Raw genomic sequence first — 26,011 nt, 5'->3', positions numbered from 1 at the left:
TGCGCGCGCTGATCAGTGCGTCAGGGTCGGGCGGTTCTCGTAGTAGGTGTACATCGCGATGGTCGTGCGGGTGGACACGTTGGCGACCGAGCGGATCCGGCCGAGCAGCTCCTCGAGCGCCTCGGGGGTCGCCACCCGCACCTTGAGCATGTAGGACTCGACGCCCGCGATCGACCAGCAGGCCTCCACCTCGTGGAGGTCGGCGACACGCTCGGGGCAGTCGTCGGGCTGGGACGGGTCCATGGGCTGCACCGCGACGAAGGCGGTCAGCGGCACGCCGATGGCGGCGTAGTTGACGGTGGCGCCGTAGCCGGTGATCAGGCCGCGCTGCTCGAGCCGCTTGACGCGCTGGTGCACCGCCGAGGTCGACAGGCCGGTCGCCTTGCCCAGGTCGGTGTAGGACATCCGACCGTCCTCCGCGAGAAGCTGGAGGATTTTACGGTCGGTGGCCTCGATCTCAGGTGCAGTCACGGCGATAGCGTACCCACAACAGCAATATCTCCGCCGCAACGTCCAAAAAACTAGTTGATGTCGAAAGATTTCCGGCTTCAGGAGGGCCAGCCGGCGAGCGACATCAGCTCATCGCGACCGTCGGCGGCAGCTACTCCGACGACGGACAGGAGCCGGCCGGCGGAGGCCTCGTGGGCGCCGCTCATCGCCTCTCCGGTGGCCCGGTGCGGGTCCGCGGAGACGATCACACGGCCGTGTGCGTTGACCAGCGTGCCGCCGACCTCGCGCAGGCCGGGCAGGAGCATCGTCTCCAGGGTCTCGACCAAGGTGTCGGCCCCGGCGACACCGACCATCCGGCCGCCCGCGTAGACCGGGAGGGTCGTGGTGATGACGTACTCGTCGGCGCAGATGAAGTCGACGTAGGGTCCGGCGACGTGCAGCTGGCCGGTGCGTTCCGGGACTCGGAACCACGGTTGGCGGGTGTAGTCGATGATCTCCCGTGTGCCCGGCACCTCGGCCTCGCCGAGGAGGTCGCGGCCCGCGCCTTGCCACCAGGCCAGGTAGAGCCGGCGGTCGCTGAGCGCGTCCGGTGCGGCGACGAACCCGCCGCCCAGGAGGTTCGGGTCGTGGAGGAACGCCAGCGTGCCTTCCTCCACGTGGGCCCGCAGCTGGTCCGAGGTGACCGGTCCGGAGTTGAAGAGGGCGCCCACCTCGGTGCGCAGCCGCTCGAGCTCGGCGAGGATCGAGCCGAAGTGCTGCTCGATCCGGGCGGCACAGTCGAGGGACACATCGATGTTCACTGTCGTACCACCTCGTGGATCTCGGTCAGACGTTCAACGGCGTGGGTCACGTGGTCGCGTACGCTCGCCCGGGCCGCGGCCACGTCGCCCGACCCCAGTGCGGCGACCAGCGCCCGGTGCCGCTCGCCGGATGCCTGCCGGAAGTCCGACTCGCTCAGCGGCACTCGCAGCAACGTACCGAAGTCGGCCTCCTGTCGCACCACCTCTCGGGTGAGGCGCGCCGACTGTGTCAGTGCGGCGACGGAGAGATAGAGCTCGCTCTCCGCGTCGCGCCACCGGCCGACGTCCTCCTCGTCCGCCGGGACCAGCAGATCGTGAAGATCCTCGACCTCCTCCGGAGCCGCCCGCTCGGCGGCCAGCTCGGCGCAGCCGGTCAGCACCACCAGATAGAGACTGGCCCGGTCGCGCAGCTCCACGCGCGACATCGTGGCGAGCCGTCCCTTCACGACGTCGCCGGGAGCGGGCGCACGCACGAACGACCCGCCGCCACGCCCCCGTGTCGTCACGACCAGCCCCTGCGCCCGTAGCGAGACCAGCGCCTCGCGCGCGGTCACGGTCGCCACCCCGAGCATCTGGGCGAGCTCGAGCTCGCTCGGCAGGCGGTCACCGTCGGCGAGCACGCCGGAGCGGATCGCCTCCGCGAGACGGTTCTCGACACGTACGGCTCTGCCTTCGTCGCCGATCGGCGCGAAGATCGCCGACCGGGCGCGCGAGGTGATCGCACGGGGGTTGGCCACGATCGGGCTCCTCCTTCGAGTGGGTTTACGAAGAACTTACGCAGAAGGTCTTTAAAATCTAAGATCTGGTTCCATATGATTCACGAATGCGACCGACCGAATCTCCGCAGATCCAGCTCGACGCCGTGTCCAAGGCGTACGGCGACGTGATGGCCGTCGACGCGCTCGACCTGACGATCGGCGACGGCGAGTTCTTCTCGATGCTCGGCCCTTCCGGCTCCGGCAAGACGACGGTCCTGCGCCTGATCGCGGGCTTCGAGCGGGCCGACTCCGGCACGATCCGCCTCGGCGGCGAGGACGTCACCGCGCTGGCCCCGTTCGACCGCGACGTCACCACGGTCTTCCAGGACTACGCGCTCTTCCCGCACCTCAACGTGCTGGAGAACGTCGCGTACGGCCTGCGCGTCCGTGGCGTCGCGAAGGGCGAGCGGAGCTCCCGGGCACGGGAGGCGCTGGCGATGGTCCGCCTCGACCACGTCGCGACCCGGAAGCCGACCGAGCTCTCCGGCGGACAGCGGCAGCGGGTCGCCCTGGCCCGCTCCATCGTCGTACGTCCCCGGGTGCTGCTCCTCGACGAGCCGCTCGGCGCGCTCGACCTCAAGCTCCGCGAGCAGATGCAGGTCGAGCTCAAGCAGATCCAGCGGGAGCTGGGCATCACCTTCGTCTTCGTCACCCACGACCAGGAGGAGGCGCTCACCCTCAGCGACCGGATCGCGGTCTTCGACAGCGGTCACATCGTGCAGCTGGGCACCCCGAAGGAGATCTACGAGCGGCCGTCCTCCCCGTATGTCGCCGACTTCGTCGGCACCTCGAACGTCTTCGACGAGGAGGTGGCCAAGCGGGTGCTGAAGATGGAGGGCGCCTTCGCCCTGCGGCCCGAGAAGATCCTGCTCTCCCCGGAGTCCGCGAGCGCCCCGGCCGGCGCGATGACCGCTGCCGGAGTGATCACCGAGTCGATCTACATCGGCACCGGTCATCGCGTCCACATCGAGCTGGAGGACGGCACCAGGCTGGTCGCCCTCGAGCAGAGCCGCGGCGCGCTGCACCCGGATGCCGCCGAACCAGAGTCTCGGGGCGACCGCGTGGTCGCCTCCTGGTCGCCGGGCGACCTGGTCCCCTTGGGCACCGACTCGTCCCGTGCCGTGCAACACCGATGAGCCAGAACCCATCCAGAGAGGTTTGACCATGCGCAACATCCCAACCAGGTACGCCGCCAGCCGCACCATCGGCGGAGCGCTCGCGGCCCTGTCCCTGATCACGCTCACCGCCTGCGGCGGCGACAGCGGGAGCGAGTCGACCGGCGCCGTCGAGAAGCTCGGTGAGAACGAGGGCGAGGTCTCGATCCTCGCCTGGCCCGGCTATGTCGAGGACGGCTCGACCGACCCGGCGGTCGACTGGGTCTCCGGCTTCGAGAAGGAGACCGGCTGCCAGGTCACCGCCAAGGTGTACGGCACCTCCGACGAGGCCTTCAACCTGGCCAAGTCCGGCGAGTACGACGTCGTGGCCGCCTCCGGCGACCTCACCCTCCGGATGATCGCGGCGGGCGAGGCGGCCGAGGTCAACACCGACCTGATCCCCAACTACGAGGGCATCTACGACTTCCTCAAGGACCGCGAGTGGAACACCGTGGACGGCAAGAACTACGGCATCCCGCACGGCTACGGCGCGAACCTGCTGATGTACAACACCGAGGACGTCACCCCGGCGCCGACCTCGTGGAAGGCGGTCTTCGAGGACGCGCCGAAGCACAAGGGCCAGGTCACCGCGTACGACTCGCCGATCTACATCGCCGACGCCGCGGTCTACCTGATGGCGCACCAGCCGGACCTGGGGATCGAGAACCCCTACTCGCTCGACGAGAAGCAGCTGGCGGCCGCCGTCGATCTGCTCAAGGCGCAGCGGGCCTCCGTGGGCGAGTACTGGTCCGACTACACCAAGACGCAGGCCTCGTTCGAGACCGGTGACACCGTGGTCGGCACCACCTGGCAGGTGATCGCCAACCTCATCGACCCTAAGAAGGCCTCGGTCAAGGCGATCCTCCCCTCCGAGGGTGCGACCGGCTGGAACGACACCTGGATGATCTCGTCGAACGCGAAGTCGCCCAACTGCGCCTACGCCTGGCTCGACCACATCTCCGACCCGAAGACCAACGCCCAGGCGACCGAGTACTTCGGTGAGGCCCCCAACTCCGACAAGGCCTGCGAGTTCGCTTCCGAGGGCCACTGCGAGACCTTCCACGCCGGCGACGAGAAGTACGCCGAGCAGATCTGGTTCTGGAACACCCCGATCGAGAAGTGCCTCGACGGCCGGACCGACGTCACGTGCACCGACTACCAGGACTGGACCAAGGCCTGGGCAGAGATCAAGGGATGACCTTGAGCTCCATCAGCAGCACGCTCAGCAGGAGGCCGGGCATCCGCCTCGGCCTCCTGCTGGCCGCTCCCCTGACCTGGCTGGTGCTCGTCTACGTCGTCGCCCTCGCGGCACTGCTGGTGACGGCGTTCTGGACGATCGACTCCTTCACCAACGAGCTCCAGCGCACCTTCACCCTCGACAACGTCCGCGAGATCACCGGCGAGGCGCTCTACCGAACCGTCACGCTGCGCACCCTCGGGGTGGCCCTGCTGGTGACGCTGATCGACTGCGCGATCGCGCTGCCGGTCGGCTTCTACATGGCCAAGATCGCCTCGCGGCGCTCGCGGCACCTGCTGGTGATCGCGTTCCTGATGCCGCTGTGGGCGTCCTACCTCGTCAAGGCGCTCGCCTGGCGATCGCTGCTGTCCAACGGCGGTCTGCTGGACTGGGCCGGCGGCCTGGTCGGCCTCGGTTCTCCGGGATTCGGCTTCACCGCGATCGTGCTCACCCAGGCGTACATCTGGCTTCCGTACGTCATCCTCCCGGTCTACGCGGCCTACGAACGTGTCCCGGACTCGCTGCTCGACGCCGCCGGCGATCTCGGTGCCCGGCCCGCGCTGACGTTCCGCACGGTGGTGCTGCCGCTGGTGGTGCCGGGCCTGGTCGCGGGGTCGATCTTCTCGTTCTCGCTGACGATGGGCGACTACATCACGGTCAACATCGTCGGCGGCGCGAACCAGATGCTCGGCAACCTCGTCTACATCAACTCGGGGTCGAACCTGCCGCTGGCCGCCGCGATCGCGCTGATCCCGATCGTCGTGATCATGATCTACCTGGCGTTGGTACGCCGCACCGGAGCTCTGGAGAACCTATGACCATCTCGCGATCGACCCGACGCCTGCTGGCCGCGGTGACCGGCCTGGTGCTCGCCGTGCTCTACGCGCCGCTGGCCCTGGTCGTGGTCAACTCCTTCAACACCTCCCAGGCGCTGACCTGGCCGCCCAGCGGCTTCACCACCCAGTGGTGGCAGCGGGCGGCGGTCAACCCGGGAGCGCACGACGCGATCCTCACCTCGCTGACGGTCGCGGCCTGCGCCACGGTGCTGGCGCTGGTGCTCGGCACGCTTCTCGGCCTGGCGATGCAGCGCTACTCCTTCTTCGGGAAGGACACCGTCAACCTGCTGGTGGTGCTCCCGATCGCCCTGCCCGGCATCGTCACCGGGATCGCGCTGTCCAACGCGTTCTCGTCGATCCTCGGCGTACGCCTGGGGTTCTTCACGCTCGTGGTGGCGCACGCGACGTTCTGCATCGTGACCGTCTTCAACAACGTGCAGGCGCGGCTGCGACGGATGGGTGGCAACCTCGAGGAGGCCTCCGCCGACCTGGGGGCGGGGATGTGGACCACGTTCCGGCTGGTCACGCTCCCCCAGCTGCGCTCGGCGCTGCTGGCCGGGGGGCTGCTGGCGTTCGCGCTCAGCTTCGACGAGATCATCGTGACGACGTTCGCCGCCGGACCGGGGGTGACCACGCTGCCGGTCTGGATCCTGACCAACCTGTTCCGCCCTGGTCAGGCGCCGATCGTCAACGTGGTGGCGGTCGTGATGATCGTCGTCTCGGTCGCGCCGATCTGGCTCGCTCAGCGACTCTCGTCCGACCCGACCGACACGACGCGGGCGATTCACTAGGCTTCACTCGTGGCTGAACCTCGAATGCTCCTGCTGGACACCGCGTCGCTCTACTTCCGGGCCTACTTCGGTGTGCCCGAGATCAAGGCCGAGGACGGCACCCCGGTCAACGCCGTCCGCGGCCTGCTGGAGTTCATCTCCCGGCTGGTCAACGACTACTCCCCCACCGATCTGGTGTGCTGCTGGGACAACGACTGGCGCCCGCAGTGGCGGGTCGACCTGATCCCGTCCTACAAGGCGCACCGCGTGGTCGAGGAGCTCGAGACCGCCCCCGACGTGGAGGAGGTGCCCGACCCGCTGCAGGTCCAGGTGCCGATCATCCGCGAGGTGCTCGCGGCGGCCGGCATCTGCGTCATCGGCGCCGACGGCTACGAGGCCGACGACGTGATCGGCACCCTCGCCACCGGCGCGGGGATGCCGGTCGACGTCGTCACCGGCGACCGGGACCTCTTCCAGCTGGTCGACGACGCGGCCGGCGTACGCATCCTCTACCCGACGCGGGGTGTGGGCGACCCGGATCTGGTGGACGAGAAGTGGGTGCTCGCCAAGTACGGCATCAGCGCCGCGCAGTACGCCGACTTCGCCACGATGCGCGGTGACACCTCCGACGGGCTGCCGGGCGTGAAGGGCGTGGGCGAGAAGACCGCCGCCAAGCTGCTCGAGCAGTACGGCGACCTGGACGGGATCGTCGCCGCCGTCGCCGACCCCACCACCTCGCTCACCAAGGCCCAGCGGCAGAAGTTCATCGACGCCGTCCCGTATCTGGCCGTGGCGCCGAAGGTCGTGGCGGTGGCACGCGACCTCGACCTGGACCGCAGCCGGACCGCGCTGCCCAGCGCTCCGGCCGACCCGGAACGGCTGCGCGAGCTGGCCGCGACGTACAACCTCAGCTCCCCCGTCGCCCGCTTGGAAGCAGCGCTCGCGCGGGTGTGATCGGGGTCTCCCCGATTCGATTCAGAAAGTTTGTAGAAACGGCATCATCACCCGTTCACCGCTCCGTCTCCTTGGCAAGACCACCAAGAAGGAGCGGACGAATGAGCGACATCAAGCACCCGGCAGTGCAGCAGGACATCAAGATCTCGTGCCTCGACCCCTGGGGTCGAACGGTGGAGGTGCCGACCACCCTGGGCTACCGCGAGAACGACCCGTACGCAGTGAGCCTGACCTTCCACTCCGGCGCGGGTGACGTCGAGTGGGTCGTGTCCCGCACCCTGATGCTGCAGGGCCTGTCGGCCCCGGCCGGCGAGGGTGACGTGAAGATCTACCCGAGCATCGACGAGGACGCCAAGGCGGTGGCCGTCTTCGACTTCAGCTCCCCCGACGGCCGCCTGATCGCGACCGCGGACTCCGGCGAGGTGCAGACGTTCCTCGGCAAGTCCTTCTCGGCCGTCCCGGTCGGCTCCGAGAGCCAGCACATGGATCTCGACGCGCTGATCGCGGACCTGCTGAGCAGCTCCTTCGACGCCGAGTAGGCACTCCGCCCGCCTGCTCGTTCGTCAGCGCACCCTCCCGTCCCGGACATCCGGGGCGGGAGGGTGCGTGCTTTTCGCTGGTCGGAAGCGATCTCTCGCGGTTGCCAGGTCAACTGTGGTAGTGATGTGCGTCACCCGCACCCTCTCGGAGGTCACAGTGCTGCCAGCTTTCCTTTCTCGCGAGCGAACGGTGGCCGGTCCCGGCTTCAGCCGCTGGCTCATCCCACCCGCCGCTCTCGCGGTCCATCTCTGCATCGGCCAGGTGTACGCCACGAGCGTCTACAAGACCGCTCTGGTCGAGCACTTCGACACGAGCCAGACCGCGATCGGCGTGATCTTCTCGATCGCGATCGTGATGCTCGGCCTCTCCGCCGCGGTGATGGGCACCTGGGTAGATCGCAACGGCCCACGCGCGGCGATGACCGCGGCCGCGGTGTTCTGGGCGTCGGGCTTCTTCATCGGCGCCCTCGGCATCGGCACCGGCCAGCTGTGGCTGGTCTATCTCGGCTACGGCTTCGTCGGCGGCATCGGACTCGGGATCGGCTACATCTCCCCCGTCTCCACGCTGATCAAGTGGTTCCCGGACCGGCCCGGCCTGGCCACCGGGATGGCGATCATGGGCTTCGGCGGAGGCGCGATGATCGCCAGCCCGCTGAGCGGCCGGCTGCTGGCGCTCTACGACCCGTCCTACACCGGTGACGCCACCACGGTGCCCGACGGCCACGCCGTGATGATGCTCTTCCTCACCCTGGGCGTGGTCTACCTGGTCTTCATGTCCTTCGGCGCCGCCACCGTCCGGGTCCCACCGGAAGGGTGGACGCCGGCCGGCTGGGACCCGGCGAGCGTCAAGGAGAAGAAGCTCGTCACCACCGCGAGCGTGTCTGCTCGCAACGCCGTCCGCACCCGCTCCTTCTGGCTCGTCTGGATCGTGCTCTTCTGCAACGTCACCGCCGGCATCGGCATCCTCGAGCAGGCGGCGCCGATGATCCAGGACTTCTTCCGCTCCGACGGCGTCTCGTCGGTGAGCGCCGTCGCGGCCGGAGGCTTCGTCGGGCTGCTCTCCATCGCCAACATGGGCGGCCGGTTCGTCTGGTCCTCGACCTCCGACGTCATCGGCCGTAGGCCGATCTACATGATGTATCTCGGCGTCGGCCTGGTCCTCTATCTGCTGCTGGCGACCGTCGGGCACGCCTCGATGGCGCTGTTCGTGCTGCTGGCCGTGGTGATCCTGTCCTTCTACGGTGGCGGCTTCGCGACCGTCCCGGCCTACCTGCGTGACCTCTTCGGCACCTTCCAGGTCGGTGCCATCCACGGCCGGCTGCTGACCGCCTGGTCGGCCGCCGGGATCGCCGGGCCGCTCATCATCAACGCGTTCCTCGACGCGCAGGGCGAGCCCGGCACCCTCACCGCCGACGCCTACCGGCCGGCGCTGCTGACCATGGTCGGTCTGCTGGCGGTGGGCTTCGTCGCCAACCTCCTGGTCCACCAGGTGCCGGACCGGTTCCACGAGCCGTCCTCGGCCGATCCCGCTGAGACCGAGAGGAGCGCAGCATGAACCCCAAGATCGTCGTCGCCTGGGCCCTGGTCGGGATCCCGCTGGCCTACGGAGTCATCGAGACGCTGCGCCGTGCGGCGCAGCTCTTCACCGGCTGAGCTCTTCCTTCGGCTCAGAGGCCGAGCAGGCTCGGCTCGTTCGTACGCCACGCCTCCTGCGCCGCCCGGGTCACCGGGCCGTGCGGGAGGGTGCGCGTGCCCCACTCCGTCACAGCCTGCACGTCGCGCAGGCTGGAGGTGAGGAAGACCTCGGTGGCGTACTCCTCGACCTCGGCCAGCGGCTCGTCGGTCTCCTCGGCGCCGAACCACTCCAGCACCAGGGCGCGGGTGATCCCGGCCAGCGGGCCGCTGGACAGCGTCGGGGTCTTCAGCGCCCCGTCGAGCACGTAGAAGATGTTGCTCCCGGTGCCCTCGCACAGGTCGCCCACGGTGTTGGCGAAGATCGCCTCGCTGGCCCCGTGCTTGCGGGCCTCGGCGAGGGCGATCACGTTCTCCGCGTACGACGTCGTCTTCAGGCCGCTCGTCGCGCCGTGCTCGTTGCGGCGCCACGCCACGCTGACGACCTTGGTCTCCGCCGGGTTCGGCTCGGCGTCCTCCAGGCCGATGATGACCGTCGGCGCGACCTCGACGCGGCCGGACCCGAACGGCGCCGGCCCGCCCGTGACGGTGATCCGAAGCCGCCCGTACGCCGTCGGGGCTGCCCCGAGCACCGCCTCCACACCCTTGGTGATGAAGCCGCGGTCGAGCGCAGGCAGGCCGAGGCCGCTCGCCGAGCGCTCGAGCCGGTCGAGGTGAAGGTCGAGCGCGAACGGCTGGTCCTCGATCACCTTGAGCGTCTCGAAGACGCCGTCGCCGACCACCAGACCATGGTCACGGATGGAGACCGCCGGGGCGGCCGGGTTGTCGAGAAGCTGACCATCGATCCACGCGCGCATGCGGCAACTCTATGACGTCCCTGGTCAGGGGCCGGAATGCCCGCCGATGGGACTCCTGGGGCTGATGGTGAATGACACGAAGGTGACCCCCGATTTGTCCCCCGGGTGCGGCTCCGTTAATGTTCTTCTCGTCGCCAAGGGCACGGGAAACCGGGCCGGAAGCACAAGCGGACGTAGCTCAGTTGGTAGAGCGCAACCTTGCCAAGGTTGAGGTCGCGAGTTCGAGCCTCGTCGTCCGCTCGGAGTAGGTCTCCACCGGAGGCATTGCCTCCAGCGGTGGGTTGGCCGAGAGGCGAGGCAACGGACTGCAAATCCGTGTACACGGGTTCAAATCCCGTACCCACCTCGAAGCACCACCCTGATATAAACTGAATAACCACGGACGATTGGCGCAGCGGTAGCGCGCTTCCTTGACACGGAAGAGGTCACTGGTTCAAACCCAGTATCGTCCACCACTGAAACCGGCCCTTGACCAGCGGAAATGCTGATCAAGGGCCGGTTTGATTTCGCCCTATCGAATTGGGGTTCAACGGCGCCTGACAAAGTGCCTGACTAACTCCTTCGGGCTCGATCCCCTCGACTTTCGCGAGAGCACGATGCCCGTCGCAATGCGTCGTACACCCTCATCTGCGACTTCGAAGAGCCCAAAATAGCCCCGGTGAGAGGGTCGGCCCGCGTGCTACGTTCGGGCCATGACCAGACCCGGTGAGATCCTCGGCACCGTGCTCGCCGCCAGCGAGCGCGAACAGCTCGAGACGTACCTGGATTATCTGCGCGACGCCGTCGTGCGCAAGGCCCGCGGGGTGTCGGAGGAGGACGCCCGGCGCAGCCCGGTGCCGACCGGCACCAACCTCGGCGGCCTGATCAAACATCTGCGGTGGGTGGAGCTGGGCGGGTTCGCCCAGCAGATCGGGCAGATCCCCGCCGCGGAGTTGCCCACGCCGCCGTGGACTGACGCAGACCCGGAGGCCGACCTGCGGCTGGAGCCGAACGAGAAGCTCGACGACGTCATCGCCGCCTACCAGGCGGCGTGCGACCGCTCCCGCGAGATCGCCGCCCAGCACAGCCTCGACCACGCCGCCACCACACCGCGGGGCAGGGAGCTGACGTGGATGTACCTGCACGTGATCGTGGAGACCGCCCGGCACGCCGGCCATGCGGACATCCTGCGCGAGATGATCGACGGCAGCGTCGGCGACTGACGGCTCGCGGCGCGTCGTCGGTCCGCGTTCCGGGTCGTCGGAGAATCGCCCGATCGGGCTCCAACCGCTGCCCGAGCACATCGAGCCCGAGATCATATTCGCCCCCATCCTCGGGAGACCTCTGACAAAGGTGCCTCGGGCGTCAGCCCCCAGCCGAAGGCGGAGGTGGGGTTTCGACGAGGTAGACCTCGACGCCGTCGGCGCGGAACTGTGCGAGCCTGTCGGGATCGGCGTCGGCGGTGGTGACGAGGTGGGTGAGGTCGCCGAACTCGCCGAACCGGAACGTCGACGTACGGGTCAGCTTCTCGGCGGTGGTGATCAAGACGCGCCGGGCGCCCGCGGCCAGGCAGGCGCGTTTGACCTGCGCGTCCTCGTAGTTGGTGGAGGTCAGCCCGAAACCGGGCTGTGCTGAACAAGTTCCGATGATGGCGACATCGGCATTGGTCTCGCTGATGGCGCGCACGGCGGCGTGGCCGGTGAACGCGAGGGTGTCGTTCTCGACCGGTCCACCGGGAACGATCACGGTCGCACCGGGACGCGTTGCCAGCGCCGCGGCGGCGTGAAGAGAGAGCGCCAGCGCCGTGACCGGGCGACCCGCCAGATGGCGAGCGACCGCGTAACACGTGGTGCCGTTGTCGAGGACGAGGGATTCGCCGTCGGCAACCAGCCCGGCCGCGACCACCGCCAGCGCGTCCTTGCGCTCCCGATCGGTCTCGAACCGAACCGAGAACGGCATCAGCGTGCCCCGCACGTCGGCACGGGTGACGCCGCCGCGCACGCGGCGCACCGCGCCCTGGTCGGCGAGCTCGGCGAGGTCGCGGCGGATCGTGATGGCCGAGGCGCCGGTCAGGTCGCAGAGGGCCTCGACGCTGACGGTGGTCCCGGAGGCCACGGATCTGATGATCGTTTTGTGCCGAAGTGATCGTTGCACGTGATCATTCAAGCACCTACGTTGCCGACGTGCCTCGCCTCCTCCCCCACCTCGCTGCCTCCCCCGGACGTGCCCGCACCGGCGTCTCGCTGATGTTCTTCACCAACGGTGTCCTGTTCAGTGCGCTCCTGCCACGCTACCCCGAGATCAAGGCCGCTTTCGGGTTGAGCAACAGCCAGTTCGGGCTGTTGGTCATCGCCTTCCCGGTCGGGGCGCTGATCGCAGCCGGGTTCGCTGGTCTGATCATCCGGAGAGTCGGCGCGCTACGAACCAACGGGTACGGCTCGATGGTCCTGGCCTCGGCGCTGGGTGTGGCCGGGTTCAGCCACTCGGTGTGGCTGTTCGCTGCCGCGCTGGTGGTCGCGGGGGCTGTCGACGCGGTCGTGGACGCGGCGCAGAACGTGCAGGGTGTCGTGGCGGAGCAGTGGCGGGGACGTTCGGTGATGAACTCCTTCCACGCCCTGTGGTCGGTCGGCGCTGCCACCGGCGGCGTGATCGGTGCTGCCGCCGCGGCAGCGAGCGTCGCCCCTTCCACGCAGATGCTGATCAACGGCATCGTGTGGGCCCTGGTTGCCGTACTCGCGTGCCGGCTTGCGGCTGTGCCTGTCGAAGTCCGCGGCGCGCTCCGGGTCGAGGCGGATCACCACGGCGTTCCAGCTGGTAGAGCCGACCGATCGGCGCGCCGCCATGCGTGGCGGCTGCTGCTCCCGCTGGTCGTGCTGGCGATCTGCGGCACCCTGGTCGAGGACGTCGCGAACAACTGGGCAGTGCTCTTCCTCGGCCAGACCGGCGCTTCGACCGCCATCGCCGGGCTCGGGCTCACTGTCGCCCTCGGTGCCCAGTTCATCGGCCGGCTCCTCGGTGACCCGATGACCGACAGGTGGGGCCGGGAGGGCGTGGCCCGGGCCGGTGGCCTGCTCATCGGCGGCGGTGCGCTGCTGATCGTGACCTCCCCCGTCTACCCGCTCGCGTTCGCCGGGTTTGCCATCGCAGGGTTCGGCTGCGCCACCCTCGTGCCCGCCGCGTTCGCCGCCGCAGGTCGCATCCCCGGGTTGCCCGAAGGCACCGGCATCGCGATCCTCGGATGGCTCATGCGGATCGGGTTCCTCATCACCTCACCGACCATCGGCTGGCTCTCCGACCTCACCAGCCTCCGCACGGCGATGCTCGTCCCCGTCGTCGCCGGGCTCCTCGCCGCCCTCATCGCCCACACCCAGCTCCCGAAGCGGACACCCCGACCGGAGTCCGCCGAGGCGACTCCCGCGGGGGCAACCGTCGACTGACCACGAGGAATTGTCGGCGCCCTACCCAGCAGTCACACCTGCCTGAATCGAACGTATGATCGATTCATGACCCGCACGCCAGGTTCCTCGAAGCCACCCGGCCTTGAGCCACCGATCATCGTGCCCCGCCCGGAGGCACGGCACTGCTGGCGGCACCTGTCGCCCTCGCCGGGGAGCGAAGGGGACCCGGTGTTCCTCCTGGCCTGGGCACACTCACCGGCCGATCAGTTCGGCAAGTACGTCTGGTGGGCTCAGATCGTGCGCATGACCACGCCGACGGACTGGTCGACGGAGTGGGTCTCCGCCGACCAGCTCTCGACCGAGCGTTACGCCCCTGGAGACGCGGTGCCTGGTCGACGACCTTCGTCCAACGGGAACCGCTCAGCACTCCCCGGGGTGTCGTGAGCTGGCGAATCCTTGTCGGTGGTCACGGCTAGCATCCGCTTCATGTCGGAACGAGCACCTCGGGCGAACAAGCGCCGGGGAGCAGGCCGGCTGTCTCAAGGGCTTGCGAAGCCTCGGCGGCTTCCGTGGTTCCTCGCGACTCCGGCGGCACCTCACGTCCGGGCGGACGCGGCCCCGGGTGCGTACGTCGACCTCCACACGTTCCAGACTGTCGAGGCCTTCGACGAGCTGCGGCGAACCGGAGTGCTGGAGGGGTCATCGCGCTACTGGATGGAGGACTTCGCCGAGGCCTATCGGTGGATGAAGCGGGAGATGGATCGCCGGCTTCCGACCTCCGGCGACGGGATGGTCTGGATGTGGGCCGCCACCACTCGGCGCGAGCTGCTCGCCTCGGCGCGTAGGGCACGAGGGGACGTGCTCGTCTCCGTCCGGCTTCCCCGCAAGCACGTGCTGCTCAGTCACTTCGACGACTGGCACCACGTACTCAATCGGACGCTCCACATCCCCGGCGACCGCGATGTCCCGTGGCCGGACTGGGAGGCACGGTTCGATCGGTCGTGGGATGACTGGTCAGAACGTACGCGTGGCTGCGAGGAGATCCCGCTGGACTCGTGGCCCGAGCCGCTTCGCGAGGAGCTCGAACGGTCCTGGCAGGCGATCTTCGATCCCGCGACGTGGGTCGAGTCGTACGACGGGGCCTCGTGGGTTCCGGCGCGCTATCTCCAGGCCACGGCCCACCGGATCACGCTGGACGAGGTCACCCGCGCGGTTCGTCTGCTCTGAGCCCCCGCTCGGTGGCGTCGAGGATCGCCCTCCACGGCAGTCTCTGGTCCGGTGGCATCTGGCGGGGTGGGTAGAGGGGCCAGAGGTCGTGGCCCTCGATGAGGTGTACGCCGGCGGCGCGGAGGGCGGCCATGTGGGAGGCCCAGGCGGGGTGCTCGGCGTGGGCGGCGTTGATGAGCGGGAAGAGCACGACGGGGACGGTCGTGAGGCTCTCGGTGACGACCGTGAGGGCCTGGTTGTCGGCCAGGCCCAGCGCGATCTTCGCGGTGCTGTTGAAGGTCGCGGGGGCGACGATGATGACGTCGAGCTGCGCCGGGTGGGTGCGCGGCTGCCAAGGGAGGCGGCTCTCGCCGCGTACAGGGAAGCCGGTCAGCGCCTCGATCCGGTCGGCTTCGCCGTTCGCGCTGAGCCAGGAGAACGCGGTCGGGGTCAGGGTCACCGGCACGTCATGGCCGGCGTTCACCAGCGGGGTGACCAGCTCGTCGCACAGCTGCTCCACACCGCCGGCGGCGCAGGCGATGACTCCGATGATGGCCACCCCGCGAGCGTACGTGACTCGGTCCCGCGGTCAGGATCACATCGACGACCCGTGCTCATCGGCGGTCACCGGTCCGCTCATGGAGCGATGACCGCTCAGGAGCGCTCGGCGAGGTGCGTGGCGCCCTCGCCGAGCCGGCCCCAGGATCGCGACCACGCCGGCCGCGCTGAGCGTGAAGCCTGCGACCGCGATCGGCGTCAGGATCTCACCGAAGACGGGCCAGGCCAACGCGGCCGCGACGCCCGGGGTCAGGTAGAGGAGGGCGCTGGCCGCGACCGACCCATGGCGCTGCAGCACGATCAGATAGAGCACGTACGCCATCACGGCGACCAGCACGATGAACGCCTGAACCCTCCAGAACGCCGGGTCGGCAGGTGGCTGCCACCGCCCCGACGGCACCGCGATCGCGGACATGAAACCGACGGTGACCACGACGTGGACGGTGAGCCGGTCCAGCACGTCCGTGCCCGTGCTCCACCGCTCACCGAGCACGGTTCCAGCCGAGAGCGCCACCATCGCGACACTGGCCATCGTCAGGCCGTACGCCGCCCCCTGGCCGCCGGCGCCGAGGTCGGTGCCGACGACGAGCGTGACGCCCATGAGGCCCGCCGCGAGCCCGAGCAGCGTACGTGGCGTCAGCATGCGCCCGGCCAGCACCGTCACCGTCACCGCGACGAGCAGCGGCTGGAGGGAGGCGACCAGTGCGTTCGTACCGGTCGGCACGCCGTGCGCTGCCGCCTGGTATGCCCCGTAGATGTAGATCGCGTGGGACAGCAGACCGACCAGGCCTTCGCGCCAGAGGAAGGTCGCGCTCAGGCGGCGCCTCCGGCCGACCGCGATCGCGACCAGCGGCGCCGCGGTCAACAGGTAGCGCCACAGCATCGTGGTCTCGGCCGGCGCACCGGTCGCCGCCGCCATCGTGGCGCCGATGAAACCGGAGCTCCAGGACACGACGAGCGCAGCGAACAGGGCCAGGGTGAGCAGCACTCGGGACATACCAGCGAGGTAACCATACCGGTAGGTATACTTTCAGTGTCCTGAGCGAAGGAGATCCACGGTGAAGCGCCTGCCCAACCCCGACACCCCCACCGGTCGCCGGATCCTCGAGGTGGCCACCGCCCTCTTCTACGAGCGAGGCATCCGCGCGGTCGGCGTGGACCTGATCGCGCTCGAGGCCGAGACCACGAAGAAGACCGTCTACGACCGTTTCGGTTCCAAGGACGGGCTGGTCGCCGCGTACCTCTCGCGTCGCGGCGAGCTGTGGCACACCTTCATCGCCGACTGGCTCGCCACCCATCCCGCCGAGGGACCCGAGCGGGTGCTCTCCGTGATCGACGCCGAGCAGGCCTGGCGCGCCGGCAGTCTGCGCGGGTGTGCCTACATCAACGCCTATGCCGAGATCGGCAACACCGACCACCCCGGCGCCGAGGTCGTCCGCACCGGCAAGGCCCAGGCTCGCGAGCTGTTCGTCCGCCTTGCCGCCGAGGCCGGCATCGGCGATCCCGAAGCCGTCGGCACGGCCTGCCACCTGGTCTACGAGGGCATGCTCGTGTCGGTTTCCGCGGGCGGGCGCGCGGCTGCCTACGACGAGGCGCGCGACGCGATGCGAACCCTGCTGCGCTGAGAGGTCAGTCGATCAGGCCGGCCTCGCGCGCCATCCGGACCGCGTGGACGCGGTTGTTGGCGTTGAGCTTGCGGGTGGCGCTCTTGAGGTAGGACTTCACGGTGCTCTCGACGATGCCGAGGGCCTCGGCGGCCTCGCGGTTGCTGTTGCCGAGCGCCACCTGGCGCAGGACATCGATCTCGCGTGCGGCCAGGCGCACGGCGGGGACCAGCTGGGCCGGGCGCTTCTCCCCCGGCACGGCGGTGAGCCGCAGCACCATGGCCTCCAGGCGGCTGCGTACCTCGGGGTCCATCACCTGACCGGCCAGATCGGTGAGCTCGGCGGCCATCTCCCGGCGTTCGGCGAGGTCGCGCTTGGCGGCGGCCGCGGCCTCGGCCGAGCTCGAGATGTGAGCGGGCGCGGGGGCCAGCCGGGAGAGCCGGTTGCGGACCTCGTCGTCGATCAGGATCTCGCGCTCGAGGGTTCGGATCAGCGGACGCAGCCCATCGAACCAGACGCCACCGAGTCCGAGCCGGGAACGGGAGGCGAGGTAGATGAGCATCCGCGGGCTCCGATCGACCATGATCGGCAGGGCGGCGACGGTCTGGATCTGCTCCTGGGCCACGGCGGTGTCGTAGAGGTGGGTGATCCCGCGCGCCGTGTAGTAGTGGTCGACGGAGCCGGGCTGACGGGTCTGCAGGGTCTTCCCTCCCAGGCCCTCCCCGTTGACGACCCGCAGACCGCGCAGCGAGATGCCCTTCGCACCACAGGTCGCGGTGATGTCGATGGCTGTGCCGTCGCGACGGACCGGACCTCCGAAGGCGAGATCCAGCCCCGACGCCGCCCGGAACGAGGCCAGCGTCTGGGCGATCCGGGACCCGTCGTACGGCGCCTCAGGGGCGATCGCGGGGGTGCTCATGACGTTGAGCGTAAGTGACGACCATCACAGGCAACAAGAGGCGCACCCCCTCCTTCGAGGGCACTCGTCCGGGGGTATCGGAGCGGTGGTGACGGTCCCACACTCGGTTCACCAATCCGAGTAGGAGGCACGATCATGGCCCAAATCGCGGCTAGCCGAGCCGAGGTCGACGGGCGCACCATGCGCCGCGTCGCGACGGCGTCACTGACCGGCACCACCATCGAGTTCTACGACTTCCTCATCTACGGACTCGCCGCAGCACTCGTCTTCAACGCCATCTTCTTCCCGTCCATGGGCGGGCCCGAGGGCACCCTGGCGTCGATCGCGACCTTCGGCGTCGCGTTCGTCTTCCGTCCGCTCGGCGCGATCCTCTTCGGCCACTACGGCGACCGGATCGGCCGCAAGGCGACGCTGATCACGACGCTGCTGATCATGGGCTCCTCGACGTTCGCGATCGGGCTCATCCCGAGCGTGGAGTCGATCGGCAAGAGCGCCGTGGTGATCCTGGTGGTGCTGCGGGCACTGCAGGGCATCGCGCTCGGTGGCGAGTGGGCCGGCGCCGCCCTCCTCACCACGGAGTACGCCGCCCACGGCCAGCGCGGGCGCTACAGCATGTTCCCGCAGCTCGGTCCCAGCCTGGGCCTGATCATCGCCGCCGGCGCCATGCTGACCACCTTCCGGCTGATGGACCCCGACGCCTTCGCGGCCTGGGGCTGGCGGATCCCGTTCCTGGCCAGCGCCGTCCTGATCGGCGTCGGCCTCTGGGTCCGGCTCAACATCGCCGAGACTCCTTCGTTCAAGAAGGTGCAGTCGGCCGGCACCCGCAGCGCGCTGCCGTTCGTCGGGTGCATCCGGGACCAGTGGCGCCAGGTGCTGCTCGGCGGCGGCATCATGGCGATCGTCTTCGGAGCCTTCTACACGGGCGCGAGCTTCATGGTCGCGCACGCGGTCGGCACCCTCGGCCTGAGCATGACCCAGGCCCTGCTCGGGGTCATCATCGCCGCGTTCGCGATGAGCCTGACCGTCATCCTCTCCGCCTGGCTCTCCGACACGCTCGGACGCCGCACGGTCCTGCTCCTCGGCGCCGCCTTCGGCATCGTGGCCGGACCACTGGCATTCGGTGTCATGCAGCCGGGCAGCTTCGCGAGCTTCGCGCTCGGCAACAGCCTGCTGCTGTGCGTGCTCGGCCTCAACTACGGTCCGATCGCGGCGTTCCTGCCCGAGACGTTCCAGGCCAAGTACCGCTACACCGGCGCCGGGCTGGGCTACAACATCGCCGGCATCCTCGGCGGGGCCGTCCCGCTGGTCATCGCCGAGGACCTGCTGTCCCGGTGGGGCACCGACGGGATCGCGTACTTCCTGACCGCTCTGGCGCTGCTGAGCGTCGTCTGCCTGCTGATCGCCAAGGAGACCAGCCGCGTGGAGCTCGACGCGGAGCCGGTGCCCGCCTGAACCACCCTCTTTCGGGGGTGTGGATGTCGCCACGGTCTCGGTCATGCTCGTGGCATGACCGAGACCTCTTCCTTCACCGCTTCGTCGGCTCGCGGCGACATCGACGTCCCGCTGCTCGAGGAGACGATCGGAGCCAACTTCGAGCGCACGGTCGCCCGCTTCGGAGACCGTGAGGCGCTCGTCGAGATCGCCACCGGACGGCGCTGGACCTACACGTCCCTGAACGCCGACGTCGACGCCCTCGCGGTCGGCCTCCGCAAGGCGGGCATCGGCAAGGGTGACCGGGTCGGCATCTGGGCTCCCAACTGCGCCGAGTGGACGATGGTCCAGTTCGCCACCGCGAAGATCGGCGCGATCCTGGTCAACATCAACCCGGCCTACCGCACCCACGAGCTCGCCTACGCGCTCAACCAGTCCGGGGTGCGGCTGCTGATCAGCGCGACCGCCTTCAAGACGAGCGACTACGTCTCGCTCGTCCGCGAGGTCGAGGGCGACTGCGGCGCTCTCGAGAAGACGGTCTTCCTGGGTACGCCGGAGTGGGACGCGCTGCTCGCCGCCGGCCGTGGCGAGCGGCTGGCCGACCATGTCGACTACCCGCTCGACCCGAACGACGCGATCAACATCCAGTACACCTCCGGGACCACGGGCTTCCCGAAGGGCGCGACGCTGTCGCACCGCAACATCCTCAACAACGGCTTCTTCGTCACCGAGACGATCCACTTCACCGAGGAGGACCGGCTCTGCATCCCGGTGCCGTTCTACCACTGCTTCGGCATGGTGATGGCCAACCTCGGCTCCACCACCCACGGGGCGACCATGGTCATCCCGGGGCCCGGTTTCGACCCACGTACGACGCTGCAGACGGTCCAGGACGAGAAGTGCACCGCGCTGTACGGTGTGCCGACGATGTTCATCGCGATGCAGGACGACCCGGAGTTCGCCTCGTTCGACCTCTCGACCCTGCGTACCGGGATCATGGCGGGTGCACTGTGCCCGATCGAGGTCATGAAGCGCTGCGTCAGCGAGATGCACATGAGCGAGGTCGCGATCGCCTACGGGATGACCGAGACCTCGCCGGTCTCCTGCCAGACCCGCACCGACGACGACCTCGAGCGGCGCACCGAGACGATCGGCCGGGCCGCGCCGCACGTCGAGATCAAGATCGTCGACCCGGCCACCGGCGAGGTCGTCCCCCGCGGCACGGCCGGCGAGTTCTGCACCCGCGGCTACTCGGTGATGCTCGGCTACTGGGACGACGAGTCCAAGACCGCCGAGGCGATCGACGCCGACGGCTGGATGCACACCGGCGACCTGGCCGTGATGCGCGAGGACGGCTACTGCGTGGTCGTGGGCCGGATCAAGGACATGGTCATCCGCGGCGGCGAGAACATCTATCCGCGCGAGATCGAGGAGTTCCTCTTCACCCACCCCGACATCGCCGAGGCCCAGGTCGTGGGCGTGCCGGACGAGCGGTACGGCGAGGAGCTCTGCGCCTGGATCCGGATGCGTCCCGGCGCCGAGCCGCTGGACGCCGCCGCGGTCCGGGCCTTCGCCGACGGCAAGCTCGCGCACTACAAGTCGCCGCGCTACGTGCTCATCGTCGACGAGTTCCCGATGACGGTGACCGGCAAGGTCCGCAAGATCGACATGCGTGAGCAGAGCGTCGCTCTGCTTGGCCTGTGAGCCGCCGCATGGCCTATTGGCACCGCACCGGCCCGCACACGTTCGCGCCGACCGAGCACGTCGGCGGCGCCTGGGACCTGGACACCCAGCACATCGCCACCCTGCTCGGCGTGCTCGCGCACGAGGTCGAACGGGACCGCGACGCCCGCCGCGACGACGGGCTCCAGATCACCCGGATCAGCTACGACATCCTCGGCACGATCCCCCTCGAGGCGGTCGACGTCGAGGTCGCCGTCCTCCGTGCCGGCCGCACGATCGAGCTCGTCGAGGCGCGGGCCTGCCACGGCGGCCGGCCCGTCGTGCTGCTCCGAGCCTGGCTGACCGCCGGCTATCCGACCGGCGAGCTCTCCGGCACCCATCACGAGGCCATGCCCGCGCCGGACGTGGTGCCCGCCTGGGACATGACCTCGCTGTGGGACGGAGGCTTCATCGCCTCCGTCGAGGTGCGCCGCCGCGACCTCGGCCCGGGACGGGCGCAGTCGTGGGTGCGTACGCCTCATCCGCTCGTCGCAGGCGAGGAGGTGAGCCGGCTCGCCCAGGTCGCCGGGCTGCTCGACATCACCAACGGCGTCGCCGTCCGGGTCGACCCGAAGGACGTCAGCTTCCCCAACCTCGACCTGACCGCGCACCTGTTCCGGACCCCGGCCGCCGGCTGGCTCGGGCTCGACACGACCGTCTCGTTCGGCCCGGAAGGCGCCGGCGTGACCACCACCGTGCTCCATGACGAGCACGGCGCCTTCGGCGTCAGTACGCAGTGCCTGACCGTGCGTCCGTGACGGCCGCTCAGCGGGCCGCCGCCACCGGCACCGAAGGGGCCGGTCGGCGCGCCCGCCGGCGGTCGGCGGCGAGGATGACCAGGGCGACGACCACGGCCAGCGCATAGAACCCGGTCGCGACATCGAAGACGACCGCGTAGCCATGGGCCTGGGTGACCGCGTCCGGGGTCGCGTCGTGGTGCACGGCGGCGCCGTACACGACGGTGAGGAGCGCGAGCCCGATCGACCCGCCGATCTGATGGGCGGTGTTGACCAGACCGGAGGCGGCGCCGGCGTCGCCCGGGTCGACCTCGGCCATGCCGAAGTCGGTGAGGAGGATGATCGCGATGCCCTGGCCGATCCCCAGCACCAGGAGCGGCGGCAGGATCCAGGCGACGGTGGTGGTGCTGTCGATCCGGCTGAGCCAGGCCATGCCGATCGCCGCGGTGGCCAAGGACGTGAGCAGCAGCGCAGGCTTGCTGACCCTCGGGGCGGCCCAGCGCACGACGTACACCATGGCGAAGAACATGCCGGTCATCGGGATGTAGACGAACCCGGTGGCGAGCGGGCTGAGACCGAGGACGTTCTGCAGGTATTGGGAGAGGAAGTAGAACGTCGAGAACATCGCGCCGACGATCAGGATCCGGCCGACGTACGCCCCGGAGCGCTGCACGCTGTGGAAGAGCCGGATCGGGACGATCGGCTGGGCGGCCCGCTGCTCGACGAGCACGAAGCCGACGAGCAGGACCACCGCCGCGGCCAGCGGGAGCAGGGTGCGAGGGCTGGCCCAGCCGATCTCGGCGGCCTCGACCAGCCCGTAGACGAGTGCCGACATGCCGACCGTGACGGTCAGCGCGCCGAGCATGTCGACGCGGCCGGGCCGACGCTCGGTCTCCGGCAGGAAGCGCGGTGAGAGAGCGAGGATCAGGATCCCGATCGGGACGTTGACCAGGAGGCCCCAGCGCCAGGAGAGGTATTCGGTGAAGACACCGCCGACGATGATCCCGACGCTCGCACCGGCCCCGATGACGGCGCTGTAGATCGCGATCGCCCGGGTGCGCTCCTCGGGCTCGGGAAAGCTCGTGATCAGGAGCGCCAACGTGGACGGGATCGCGAAGGCCGACGCCAGCCCCTGCAGCGCACGTGCCGTGATGAGGACGCCGGCCGAGGGCGCGATCCCCGCCAGCAGCGAGGCCGCCGTGAACACCGCCGCGCCGGCGATGAACACGCGACGCCGGCCGAGCAGGTCACCGGCGCGGGCGCCGAGCAGCAGGAGGCCACCGAAGGTGAGGACGTACGCGTTCTGGATCCAGGACAACGAGGAGTCGGTGAATCCGAGCTCGGTCTTGATGTGGGTGAGAGCTGTGGTCACGATCGAGGCGTCGAGGGTCATCATCAGCTGGCAGCCGAGGATCACCATGAGCACGACTGCCCGGTGTCGGGCGGCCCTCGGAGGTGTCGAAGACATGGTTGCACCATTCCTAAGTAACTAACGAGTTGGTTTCTTCAGTGAAACACTGATCGCCAGAAAAGACAACTAACTAGTTACTTGCTTTAAGGTGGGTGCATGGCCAGAGACTCCGAAGCGACCCGCGCACGCATCCTCGACGCTGCCGAGGCCGAGTTCGCGGCGTACGGCATCGCCGGCTCGCGCGTCGACCGGATCGCGGATGCGGCGCTGGCAAACAAGGCGCTGATCTACAAGTACTTCGGCACCAAGGACGAGCTCTTCGACGCCGTCTTCGCCCACCGGGTGCTCGCGTTCGTCGACGAGGTCGAGTTCGACGCCACCGACCTGCCCGGTTATGCGGGGCGCTCCTTCGACCTCTACGAGCGCTTCCCCACGACCCTTCGGCTGACGACGTGGTATCAGCTCGAGCGACCCGACGGGAAGCTCCCCGCGATCGTCGCCTCCAACGACGCGAAGCTCGCCAAGATCGAGGAGGCGCAACGAGCGGGGAAGCTGACGACGGCCTACTCCCCCCTCGAGCTGCTCACCGAGGTGCGCGCCCTCGCGATGAGCTGGCATCTCCACACCCCCGAGCTGGCGCTCGTGCGCCGGCCGAGCCGCGCCCGGTGCCGGGAGATCGTCGTCGAGAGCGTCCGGCGCCTGGTGGAGAACGACTAGCGGAGCATCAGCGCTAGCTGCGGGTGAAGAAGTCCTCGTAGCGGTGCTCGCCCGGCGGTCGCTGGTCGACGACGTCCTGTTCCCGGCCGCGAAGCTCGACGCGGCGGATCTTCCCGGAGATCGTCTTGGGCAGGTCGAAGAACTCCAGGCGACGCACCCGCAGGTAGGGCGGCAGGTGGTCACGGGCGAACTCGAGGATGGCCCGGGCGGTCTCGGCGGTCGGCTCGTGGCCGGCGGTGAGGGAGACGTACGCCTTGGGGACGGCGAGCCGCACCGGGTCCGGGGCAGGGACGACCGCGGCCTCGGCCACGGCGGGGTGCTCGATCAGGACCGACTCCAGCTCGAAGGGCGAGACCTTGTAGTCGGAGGCCTTGAAGACGTCGTCGGTGCGGCCGACGTAGGTGATGTAGCCGTCCGCGTCGCGGCCGGCGACGTCGCCGGTGTGGAAGAAGCCGCCGCGCATCGCGTCGGCGGTGCGCTTCTCGTCGTCGCGGTAGCCGGTCATCAGCGTGGCCGGGTGCGCGGAGAGGTCGAGGCAGAGCTCCCCCTCCCCCGCTCCCTCGATCACGGTGCCCTCGATCGGGTCGACCAGCACGACGGGTACGCCGGGAAGCGGGCGTCCCATCGAGCCCGGCCGCACCGGCTGACCGGGGCTGTTGGCCACCGTCGCGGTCATCTCGGTCTGGCCGAAGCCGTCCCGGATGGTCAGGCCCCAGGCCTGGCGCACCTGGCTGATCACCTCGGGGTTGAGCGGCTCCCCCGCGCTGATCGCCTCGCGGAGCGAGCCGCGGCCGCCGCTGAGGTCGGCCTGGATGAGCATCCGCCACACCGTCGGCGGGGCGCACATGCTGGTGACGTGCTCCTCCCGGATGCGCTGCAGCAGCGTGGCCGCCTCGAAGCGGGCGTAGTTGAGCACGAAGACGGTCGCACCCGCGAGCCACGGCGCGAAGAAGTTCGACCAGGCGTGCTTGGCCCAGCCGGGGCTGGAGATGTTCATGTGAACGTCGCCGGGGCGCAGACCGAGCCAGTACATCGTCGACAGGTGCCCGACCGGGTAGGTGTAGTGGGTGTGCTCGACGAGCTTCGGCCGGCTCGTGGTGCCGCTGGTGAAGTAGAGCAGCAGCGCGTCGCTCGTGGCGTTGCCGGGATGCTCGAGCGGCTCCTGGCTCTCCGCGGCGGCTGCGGCGTACCCGTGCCAGCCCGCCTGCTCCCCCACGCAGATCCGGACGTAGTCGCCGGGCACGCCGTCGAACTTGCCGGTGTCCTCGGCGTTGCAGACCACCGCCTTCGCCCGGCCCCGGGCGACCCGGTCGACCAGCTCGGCCGTGCCGACCGCGGTCGTTGTCGGCATCAGCACCGCCCCGAGCTTCATCGCCCCCAGCATGGTCTCCCACAGCTCGACCTGGTTGCCGAGCATGACGACCACGCTGTCCCCTCGCCCGACCCCGAGCCGTCCGAGGTAGCGCGCCACCGCGTCCGAGCGCCGCGCCAGCTCGTCGAAGGAGTACGCAGCCCGCGACCCGTCCGGCTCCGCGATGATCAGCCCCGGGGCCTCGTTGCCGCGCGCCATCGGGTCGAACCAGTCGTGGGCGAAGTTGAAGCTCTCGCCGACGTCGGGCCAGCGGAAGGTGTCGACCGCCGCGGAGTAGTCGACGCGCTGGGCGATCAGCGCGTCCCGGGCGGCACGCAGGGCATCCGTCGAAGTCGTACTCGTCATGACGGCATCTTGGTGGCGGACCCGATGCCCGCCCTACCCCCGGAAGAGGGGGCTACCGATTCAGTCCCCCGACGATGACGGTGGGCTCGGTCTCGACCGGGAAGTTCACGCTGCTCGCGATGAAGCAGTCCAGGTGGGCCTGGTGGTGGGCGGTGGTCGCGGCCTCGATCATGGACTCGTCGGCGACGGTGACGACGGGGTGGAGCACGGCGCGGGTGAACCGGCCGCCGGTCCCCTGCGTCTCCATGGTCGCGGTCGCGGCGTCGTGGTAGTCGAGCACGATCACACCGACCGTCACCGCCTGGTGCAGGTAGGAGAGCATGTGGCACTGCGCCAGGGAGGCCAGCAGCAGCTGCTCGGGGTTGTGCCGGCTCGCGTCACCACGGAAGGTCGGGTCGGCGGAGCCGAGGATCTCGGGCAGCCCGTCGATGCGTACGACGTGGTCGCGGGCGTAGTCGCGGTAGCCGCTCGTCCCGGTGCCACGGTTGCCCGTCCACTCCACCGAGACCGTGTAGTCGTGGGTCAGTGCCATGCCCCACACGCTAGCGGCCGGCCGGGCGCGACGCGTATGCGTGGCGCCCGACCCGGTTACCGCTCGCAGGGACCGCTGTCCCCTCACCAGGAG

Annotated in this window: 27 protein-coding genes and 3 tRNA genes; 19 read left to right on the top strand and 11 right to left on the bottom strand. The window is 69.4% G+C overall.

Going from position 1 to position 26,011, the window contains the following annotated elements; all coding sequences use genetic code 11:
* Positions 1-12: 12 nt before the first annotated feature.
* The 3 genes from HD557_RS12690 to HD557_RS28995 all read right to left on the bottom strand — a co-directional run bounded on the left by HD557_RS12690 (position 13) and on the right by HD557_RS28995 (position 1,987).
* Positions 13-471, bottom strand: a complete 459-nt coding sequence (locus HD557_RS12690) for an Lrp/AsnC family transcriptional regulator (protein ID WP_442940959.1) — start codon at positions 469-471, stop codon at positions 13-15.
* A gap of 77 nt (positions 472-548) precedes the next feature.
* Positions 549-1,250, bottom strand: coding sequence for a cache domain-containing protein (locus HD557_RS12685; RefSeq protein WP_196874124.1), 702 nt, complete (start codon positions 1,248-1,250; stop codon positions 549-551).
* A complete protein-coding gene (locus HD557_RS28995) occupies positions 1,247-1,987 on the bottom strand; it encodes a FadR/GntR family transcriptional regulator (RefSeq protein WP_196874123.1) in 741 nt (246 codons plus the stop codon). Before HD557_RS28995 ends, HD557_RS12685 begins: the two co-directional genes overlap by 4 nt.
* Positions 1,988-2,073: 86 nt before the next feature.
* Between HD557_RS28995 and HD557_RS12675 the strand changes: the two genes are divergently transcribed.
* The 8 genes from HD557_RS12675 to HD557_RS29195 all read left to right on the top strand — a co-directional run bounded on the left by HD557_RS12675 (position 2,074) and on the right by HD557_RS29195 (position 9,151).
* Positions 2,074-3,144 carry an ABC transporter ATP-binding protein gene (locus tag HD557_RS12675; protein ID WP_196874122.1) on the top strand — a complete coding sequence of 357 codons (1,071 nt, stop codon included), beginning with the start codon at positions 2,074-2,076 and terminating at the stop codon, positions 3,142-3,144.
* A gap of 28 nt (positions 3,145-3,172) precedes the next feature.
* Positions 3,173-4,360: an extracellular solute-binding protein gene (locus HD557_RS12670; protein WP_196874121.1), complete on the top strand. Its 1,188-nt coding sequence runs from the start codon at positions 3,173-3,175 to the stop codon at positions 4,358-4,360.
* Positions 4,357-5,217: an ABC transporter permease gene (locus HD557_RS12665; RefSeq protein WP_008359734.1), complete on the top strand. Its 861-nt coding sequence runs from the start codon at positions 4,357-4,359 to the stop codon at positions 5,215-5,217. Before HD557_RS12670 ends, HD557_RS12665 begins: the two co-directional genes overlap by 4 nt.
* Positions 5,214-6,026: an ABC transporter permease gene (locus HD557_RS12660; protein WP_008359735.1), complete on the top strand. Its 813-nt coding sequence runs from the start codon at positions 5,214-5,216 to the stop codon at positions 6,024-6,026. Before HD557_RS12665 ends, HD557_RS12660 begins: the two co-directional genes overlap by 4 nt.
* Positions 6,027-6,050: 24 nt before the next feature.
* The gene (locus tag HD557_RS12655; RefSeq protein WP_196876394.1) at positions 6,051-6,959 is read left to right on the top strand and encodes a 5'-3' exonuclease; all 909 of its coding nucleotides are present in this window, start codon (positions 6,051-6,053) and stop codon (positions 6,957-6,959) included.
* A gap of 101 nt (positions 6,960-7,060) precedes the next feature.
* Entirely contained in the window at positions 7,061-7,498 is a 438-nt protein-coding gene (locus HD557_RS12650) for an SsgA family sporulation/cell division regulator (RefSeq protein WP_008359737.1), read from the top strand.
* Positions 7,499-7,688: 190 nt separating this feature from the next.
* The gene (locus HD557_RS12645; RefSeq protein WP_307785613.1) at positions 7,689-9,053 is read left to right on the top strand and encodes an OFA family MFS transporter; all 1,365 of its coding nucleotides are present in this window, start codon (positions 7,689-7,691) and stop codon (positions 9,051-9,053) included.
* On the top strand, positions 9,050-9,151 hold the full coding sequence (locus HD557_RS29195) for an MFS transporter small subunit (protein ID WP_008359741.1): 102 nt from the start codon (positions 9,050-9,052) through the stop codon (positions 9,149-9,151). The genes HD557_RS12645 and HD557_RS29195 overlap by 4 nt, the downstream gene beginning before the upstream one ends.
* 14 nt (positions 9,152-9,165) lie before the next feature.
* On the opposite strand, the gene HD557_RS12640 is transcribed toward HD557_RS29195, so the two are convergent.
* Positions 9,166-9,987 (bottom strand): aminotransferase class IV, encoded by an 822-nt coding sequence (locus HD557_RS12640; protein WP_196874119.1) that lies wholly within the window; start codon positions 9,985-9,987, stop codon positions 9,166-9,168.
* 167 nt (positions 9,988-10,154) lie between these two features.
* On the opposite strand from HD557_RS12640, the gene HD557_RS12635 reads away from it, so the two are divergent.
* The 4 genes from HD557_RS12635 (at position 10,155) to HD557_RS12620 (ending at position 11,189) form a co-directional block, all read left to right on the top strand.
* Positions 10,155-10,227 (top strand) — tRNA-Gly (locus HD557_RS12635).
* 35 nt (positions 10,228-10,262) lie between these two features.
* Positions 10,263-10,333: transfer RNA gene (locus HD557_RS12630), tRNA-Cys, on the top strand.
* Positions 10,334-10,367: 34 nt separating this feature from the next.
* Positions 10,368-10,442, top strand: a tRNA-Val gene (locus HD557_RS12625).
* Between the two features lie 237 nt (positions 10,443-10,679).
* The gene (locus tag HD557_RS12620) at positions 10,680-11,189 is read left to right on the top strand and encodes a DinB family protein (protein ID WP_196874118.1); all 510 of its coding nucleotides are present in this window, start codon (positions 10,680-10,682) and stop codon (positions 11,187-11,189) included.
* Between the two features lie 142 nt (positions 11,190-11,331).
* Here HD557_RS12620 and HD557_RS12615 read toward each other — a convergent pair whose 3' ends face one another.
* Complete coding sequence (locus HD557_RS12615) at positions 11,332-12,120, bottom strand: DeoR/GlpR family DNA-binding transcription regulator (RefSeq protein ID WP_196874117.1); 789 nt, start codon at positions 12,118-12,120, stop codon at positions 11,332-11,334.
* Positions 12,121-12,149: 29 nt separating this feature from the next.
* Here HD557_RS12615 and HD557_RS12610 point away from each other — a divergent pair, with 29 nt between their 5' ends.
* Together HD557_RS12610 and HD557_RS12605 are read left to right on the top strand one after the other, a co-directional pair.
* Positions 12,150-13,403 (top strand): MFS transporter, encoded by a 1,254-nt coding sequence (locus HD557_RS12610; RefSeq protein WP_196874116.1) that lies wholly within the window; start codon positions 12,150-12,152, stop codon positions 13,401-13,403.
* A 447-nt stretch (positions 13,404-13,850) separates the two neighbouring features.
* A complete protein-coding gene (locus HD557_RS12605) occupies positions 13,851-14,591 on the top strand; it encodes a DUF3841 domain-containing protein (protein WP_196874115.1) in 741 nt (246 codons plus the stop codon).
* On the opposite strand, the gene HD557_RS12600 is transcribed toward HD557_RS12605, so the two are convergent.
* Positions 14,566-15,129 carry a flavoprotein gene (locus HD557_RS12600; RefSeq protein ID WP_196874114.1) on the bottom strand — a complete coding sequence of 188 codons (564 nt, stop codon included), beginning with the start codon at positions 15,127-15,129 and terminating at the stop codon, positions 14,566-14,568. The two genes, HD557_RS12605 and HD557_RS12600, sit on opposite strands and share 26 nt — an antisense overlap.
* 36 nt (positions 15,130-15,165) lie before the next feature.
* Positions 15,166-16,125 (bottom strand): DMT family transporter, encoded by a 960-nt coding sequence (locus HD557_RS12595; protein ID WP_196874113.1) that lies wholly within the window; start codon positions 16,123-16,125, stop codon positions 15,166-15,168.
* A 61-nt stretch (positions 16,126-16,186) separates the two neighbouring features.
* Between HD557_RS12595 and HD557_RS12590 the strand changes: the two genes are divergently transcribed.
* Entirely contained in the window at positions 16,187-16,753 is a 567-nt protein-coding gene (locus tag HD557_RS12590; RefSeq protein ID WP_196874112.1) for a TetR/AcrR family transcriptional regulator, read from the top strand.
* 4 nt (positions 16,754-16,757) lie between these two features.
* On the opposite strand, the gene HD557_RS12585 is transcribed toward HD557_RS12590, so the two are convergent.
* Positions 16,758-17,651: a helix-turn-helix transcriptional regulator gene (locus HD557_RS12585; protein ID WP_196874111.1), complete on the bottom strand. Its 894-nt coding sequence runs from the start codon at positions 17,649-17,651 to the stop codon at positions 16,758-16,760.
* A 135-nt stretch (positions 17,652-17,786) separates the two neighbouring features.
* Here HD557_RS12585 and HD557_RS12580 point away from each other — a divergent pair, with 135 nt between their 5' ends.
* Genes HD557_RS12580 through HD557_RS12570 form a run of 3 tightly spaced genes read left to right on the top strand, consistent with a single transcriptional unit; the run spans position 17,787 to position 21,562 of the window.
* A complete protein-coding gene (locus HD557_RS12580) occupies positions 17,787-19,103 on the top strand; it encodes an MFS transporter (RefSeq protein WP_196874110.1) in 1,317 nt (438 codons plus the stop codon).
* Positions 19,104-19,157: 54 nt separating this feature from the next.
* A complete protein-coding gene (locus HD557_RS12575; RefSeq protein ID WP_196874109.1) occupies positions 19,158-20,786 on the top strand; it encodes an AMP-binding protein in 1,629 nt (542 codons plus the stop codon).
* Positions 20,783-21,562 carry a thioesterase family protein gene (locus HD557_RS12570; RefSeq protein WP_307785612.1) on the top strand — a complete coding sequence of 260 codons (780 nt, stop codon included), beginning with the start codon at positions 20,783-20,785 and terminating at the stop codon, positions 21,560-21,562. Before HD557_RS12575 ends, HD557_RS12570 begins: the two co-directional genes overlap by 4 nt.
* A 7-nt stretch (positions 21,563-21,569) precedes the next feature.
* On the opposite strand, the gene HD557_RS12565 is transcribed toward HD557_RS12570, so the two are convergent.
* Positions 21,570-23,009, bottom strand: coding sequence for an MFS transporter (locus HD557_RS12565; RefSeq protein WP_196874108.1), 1,440 nt, complete (start codon positions 23,007-23,009; stop codon positions 21,570-21,572).
* 99 nt (positions 23,010-23,108) lie between these two features.
* Here HD557_RS12565 and HD557_RS12560 point away from each other — a divergent pair, with 99 nt between their 5' ends.
* Positions 23,109-23,669 carry a TetR/AcrR family transcriptional regulator gene (locus HD557_RS12560; RefSeq protein ID WP_196874107.1) on the top strand — a complete coding sequence of 187 codons (561 nt, stop codon included), beginning with the start codon at positions 23,109-23,111 and terminating at the stop codon, positions 23,667-23,669.
* 13 nt (positions 23,670-23,682) lie between these two features.
* On the opposite strand, the gene HD557_RS12555 is transcribed toward HD557_RS12560, so the two are convergent.
* Both HD557_RS12555 and HD557_RS12550 read right to left on the bottom strand, forming a co-directional pair.
* Positions 23,683-25,386 (bottom strand): AMP-binding protein, encoded by a 1,704-nt coding sequence (locus HD557_RS12555; RefSeq protein WP_196874106.1) that lies wholly within the window; start codon positions 25,384-25,386, stop codon positions 23,683-23,685.
* 52 nt (positions 25,387-25,438) lie between these two features.
* Positions 25,439-25,918, bottom strand: coding sequence for an OsmC family protein (locus HD557_RS12550; RefSeq protein ID WP_008359973.1), 480 nt, complete (start codon positions 25,916-25,918; stop codon positions 25,439-25,441).
* Positions 25,919-26,011 lie beyond the last annotated feature (93 nt).

Source organism: Nocardioides luteus, assembly GCF_015752315.1.
Taxonomy (GTDB): Bacteria; Actinomycetota; Actinomycetes; order Propionibacteriales; family Nocardioidaceae; genus Nocardioides.
The sequence above is the reverse complement of the archived record's forward strand: the minus strand, read 5'-3'. Positions and strand labels throughout refer to the sequence as shown.

Bases quoted from the DNA above. Each gene is read 5' to 3' on its own strand.
- HD557_RS12620 (WP_196874118.1), top strand. From the start codon at position 10,680: ATGACCAGACCCGGTGAGATCCTCGGCACCGTGCTCGCCGCCAGCGAG.
- HD557_RS12640 (WP_196874119.1), bottom strand. From the start codon at position 9,987: ATGCGCGCGTGGATCGATGGTCAGCTTCTCGACAACCCGGCCGCCCCG.
- HD557_RS12605 (WP_196874115.1), top strand. From the start codon at position 13,851: ATGTCGGAACGAGCACCTCGGGCGAACAAGCGCCGGGGAGCAGGCCGG.
- HD557_RS12655 (WP_196876394.1), top strand. From the start codon at position 6,051: ATGCTCCTGCTGGACACCGCGTCGCTCTACTTCCGGGCCTACTTCGGT.
- HD557_RS12560 (WP_196874107.1), top strand. From the start codon at position 23,109: ATGGCCAGAGACTCCGAAGCGACCCGCGCACGCATCCTCGACGCTGCC.
- HD557_RS12595 (WP_196874113.1), bottom strand. From the start codon at position 16,125: ATGTCCCGAGTGCTGCTCACCCTGGCCCTGTTCGCTGCGCTCGTCGTG.
- HD557_RS12575 (WP_196874109.1), top strand. From the start codon at position 19,158: ATGACCGAGACCTCTTCCTTCACCGCTTCGTCGGCTCGCGGCGACATC.
- HD557_RS29195 (WP_008359741.1), top strand. From the start codon at position 9,050: ATGAACCCCAAGATCGTCGTCGCCTGGGCCCTGGTCGGGATCCCGCTG.
- HD557_RS12585 (WP_196874111.1), bottom strand. From the start codon at position 17,651: ATGAGCACCCCCGCGATCGCCCCTGAGGCGCCGTACGACGGGTCCCGG.
- HD557_RS12665 (WP_008359734.1), top strand. From the start codon at position 4,357: ATGACCTTGAGCTCCATCAGCAGCACGCTCAGCAGGAGGCCGGGCATC.
- HD557_RS12555 (WP_196874106.1), bottom strand. From the start codon at position 25,386: ATGACGAGTACGACTTCGACGGATGCCCTGCGTGCCGCCCGGGACGCG.
- HD557_RS12660 (WP_008359735.1), top strand. From the start codon at position 5,214: ATGACCATCTCGCGATCGACCCGACGCCTGCTGGCCGCGGTGACCGGC.
- HD557_RS12650 (WP_008359737.1), top strand. From the start codon at position 7,061: ATGAGCGACATCAAGCACCCGGCAGTGCAGCAGGACATCAAGATCTCG.
- HD557_RS12670 (WP_196874121.1), top strand. From the start codon at position 3,173: ATGCGCAACATCCCAACCAGGTACGCCGCCAGCCGCACCATCGGCGGA.
- HD557_RS12580 (WP_196874110.1), top strand. From the start codon at position 17,787: ATGGCCCAAATCGCGGCTAGCCGAGCCGAGGTCGACGGGCGCACCATG.
- HD557_RS12675 (WP_196874122.1), top strand. From the start codon at position 2,074: ATGCGACCGACCGAATCTCCGCAGATCCAGCTCGACGCCGTGTCCAAG.
- HD557_RS12550 (WP_008359973.1), bottom strand. From the start codon at position 25,918: ATGGCACTGACCCACGACTACACGGTCTCGGTGGAGTGGACGGGCAAC.
- HD557_RS12565 (WP_196874108.1), bottom strand. From the start codon at position 23,009: ATGTCTTCGACACCTCCGAGGGCCGCCCGACACCGGGCAGTCGTGCTC.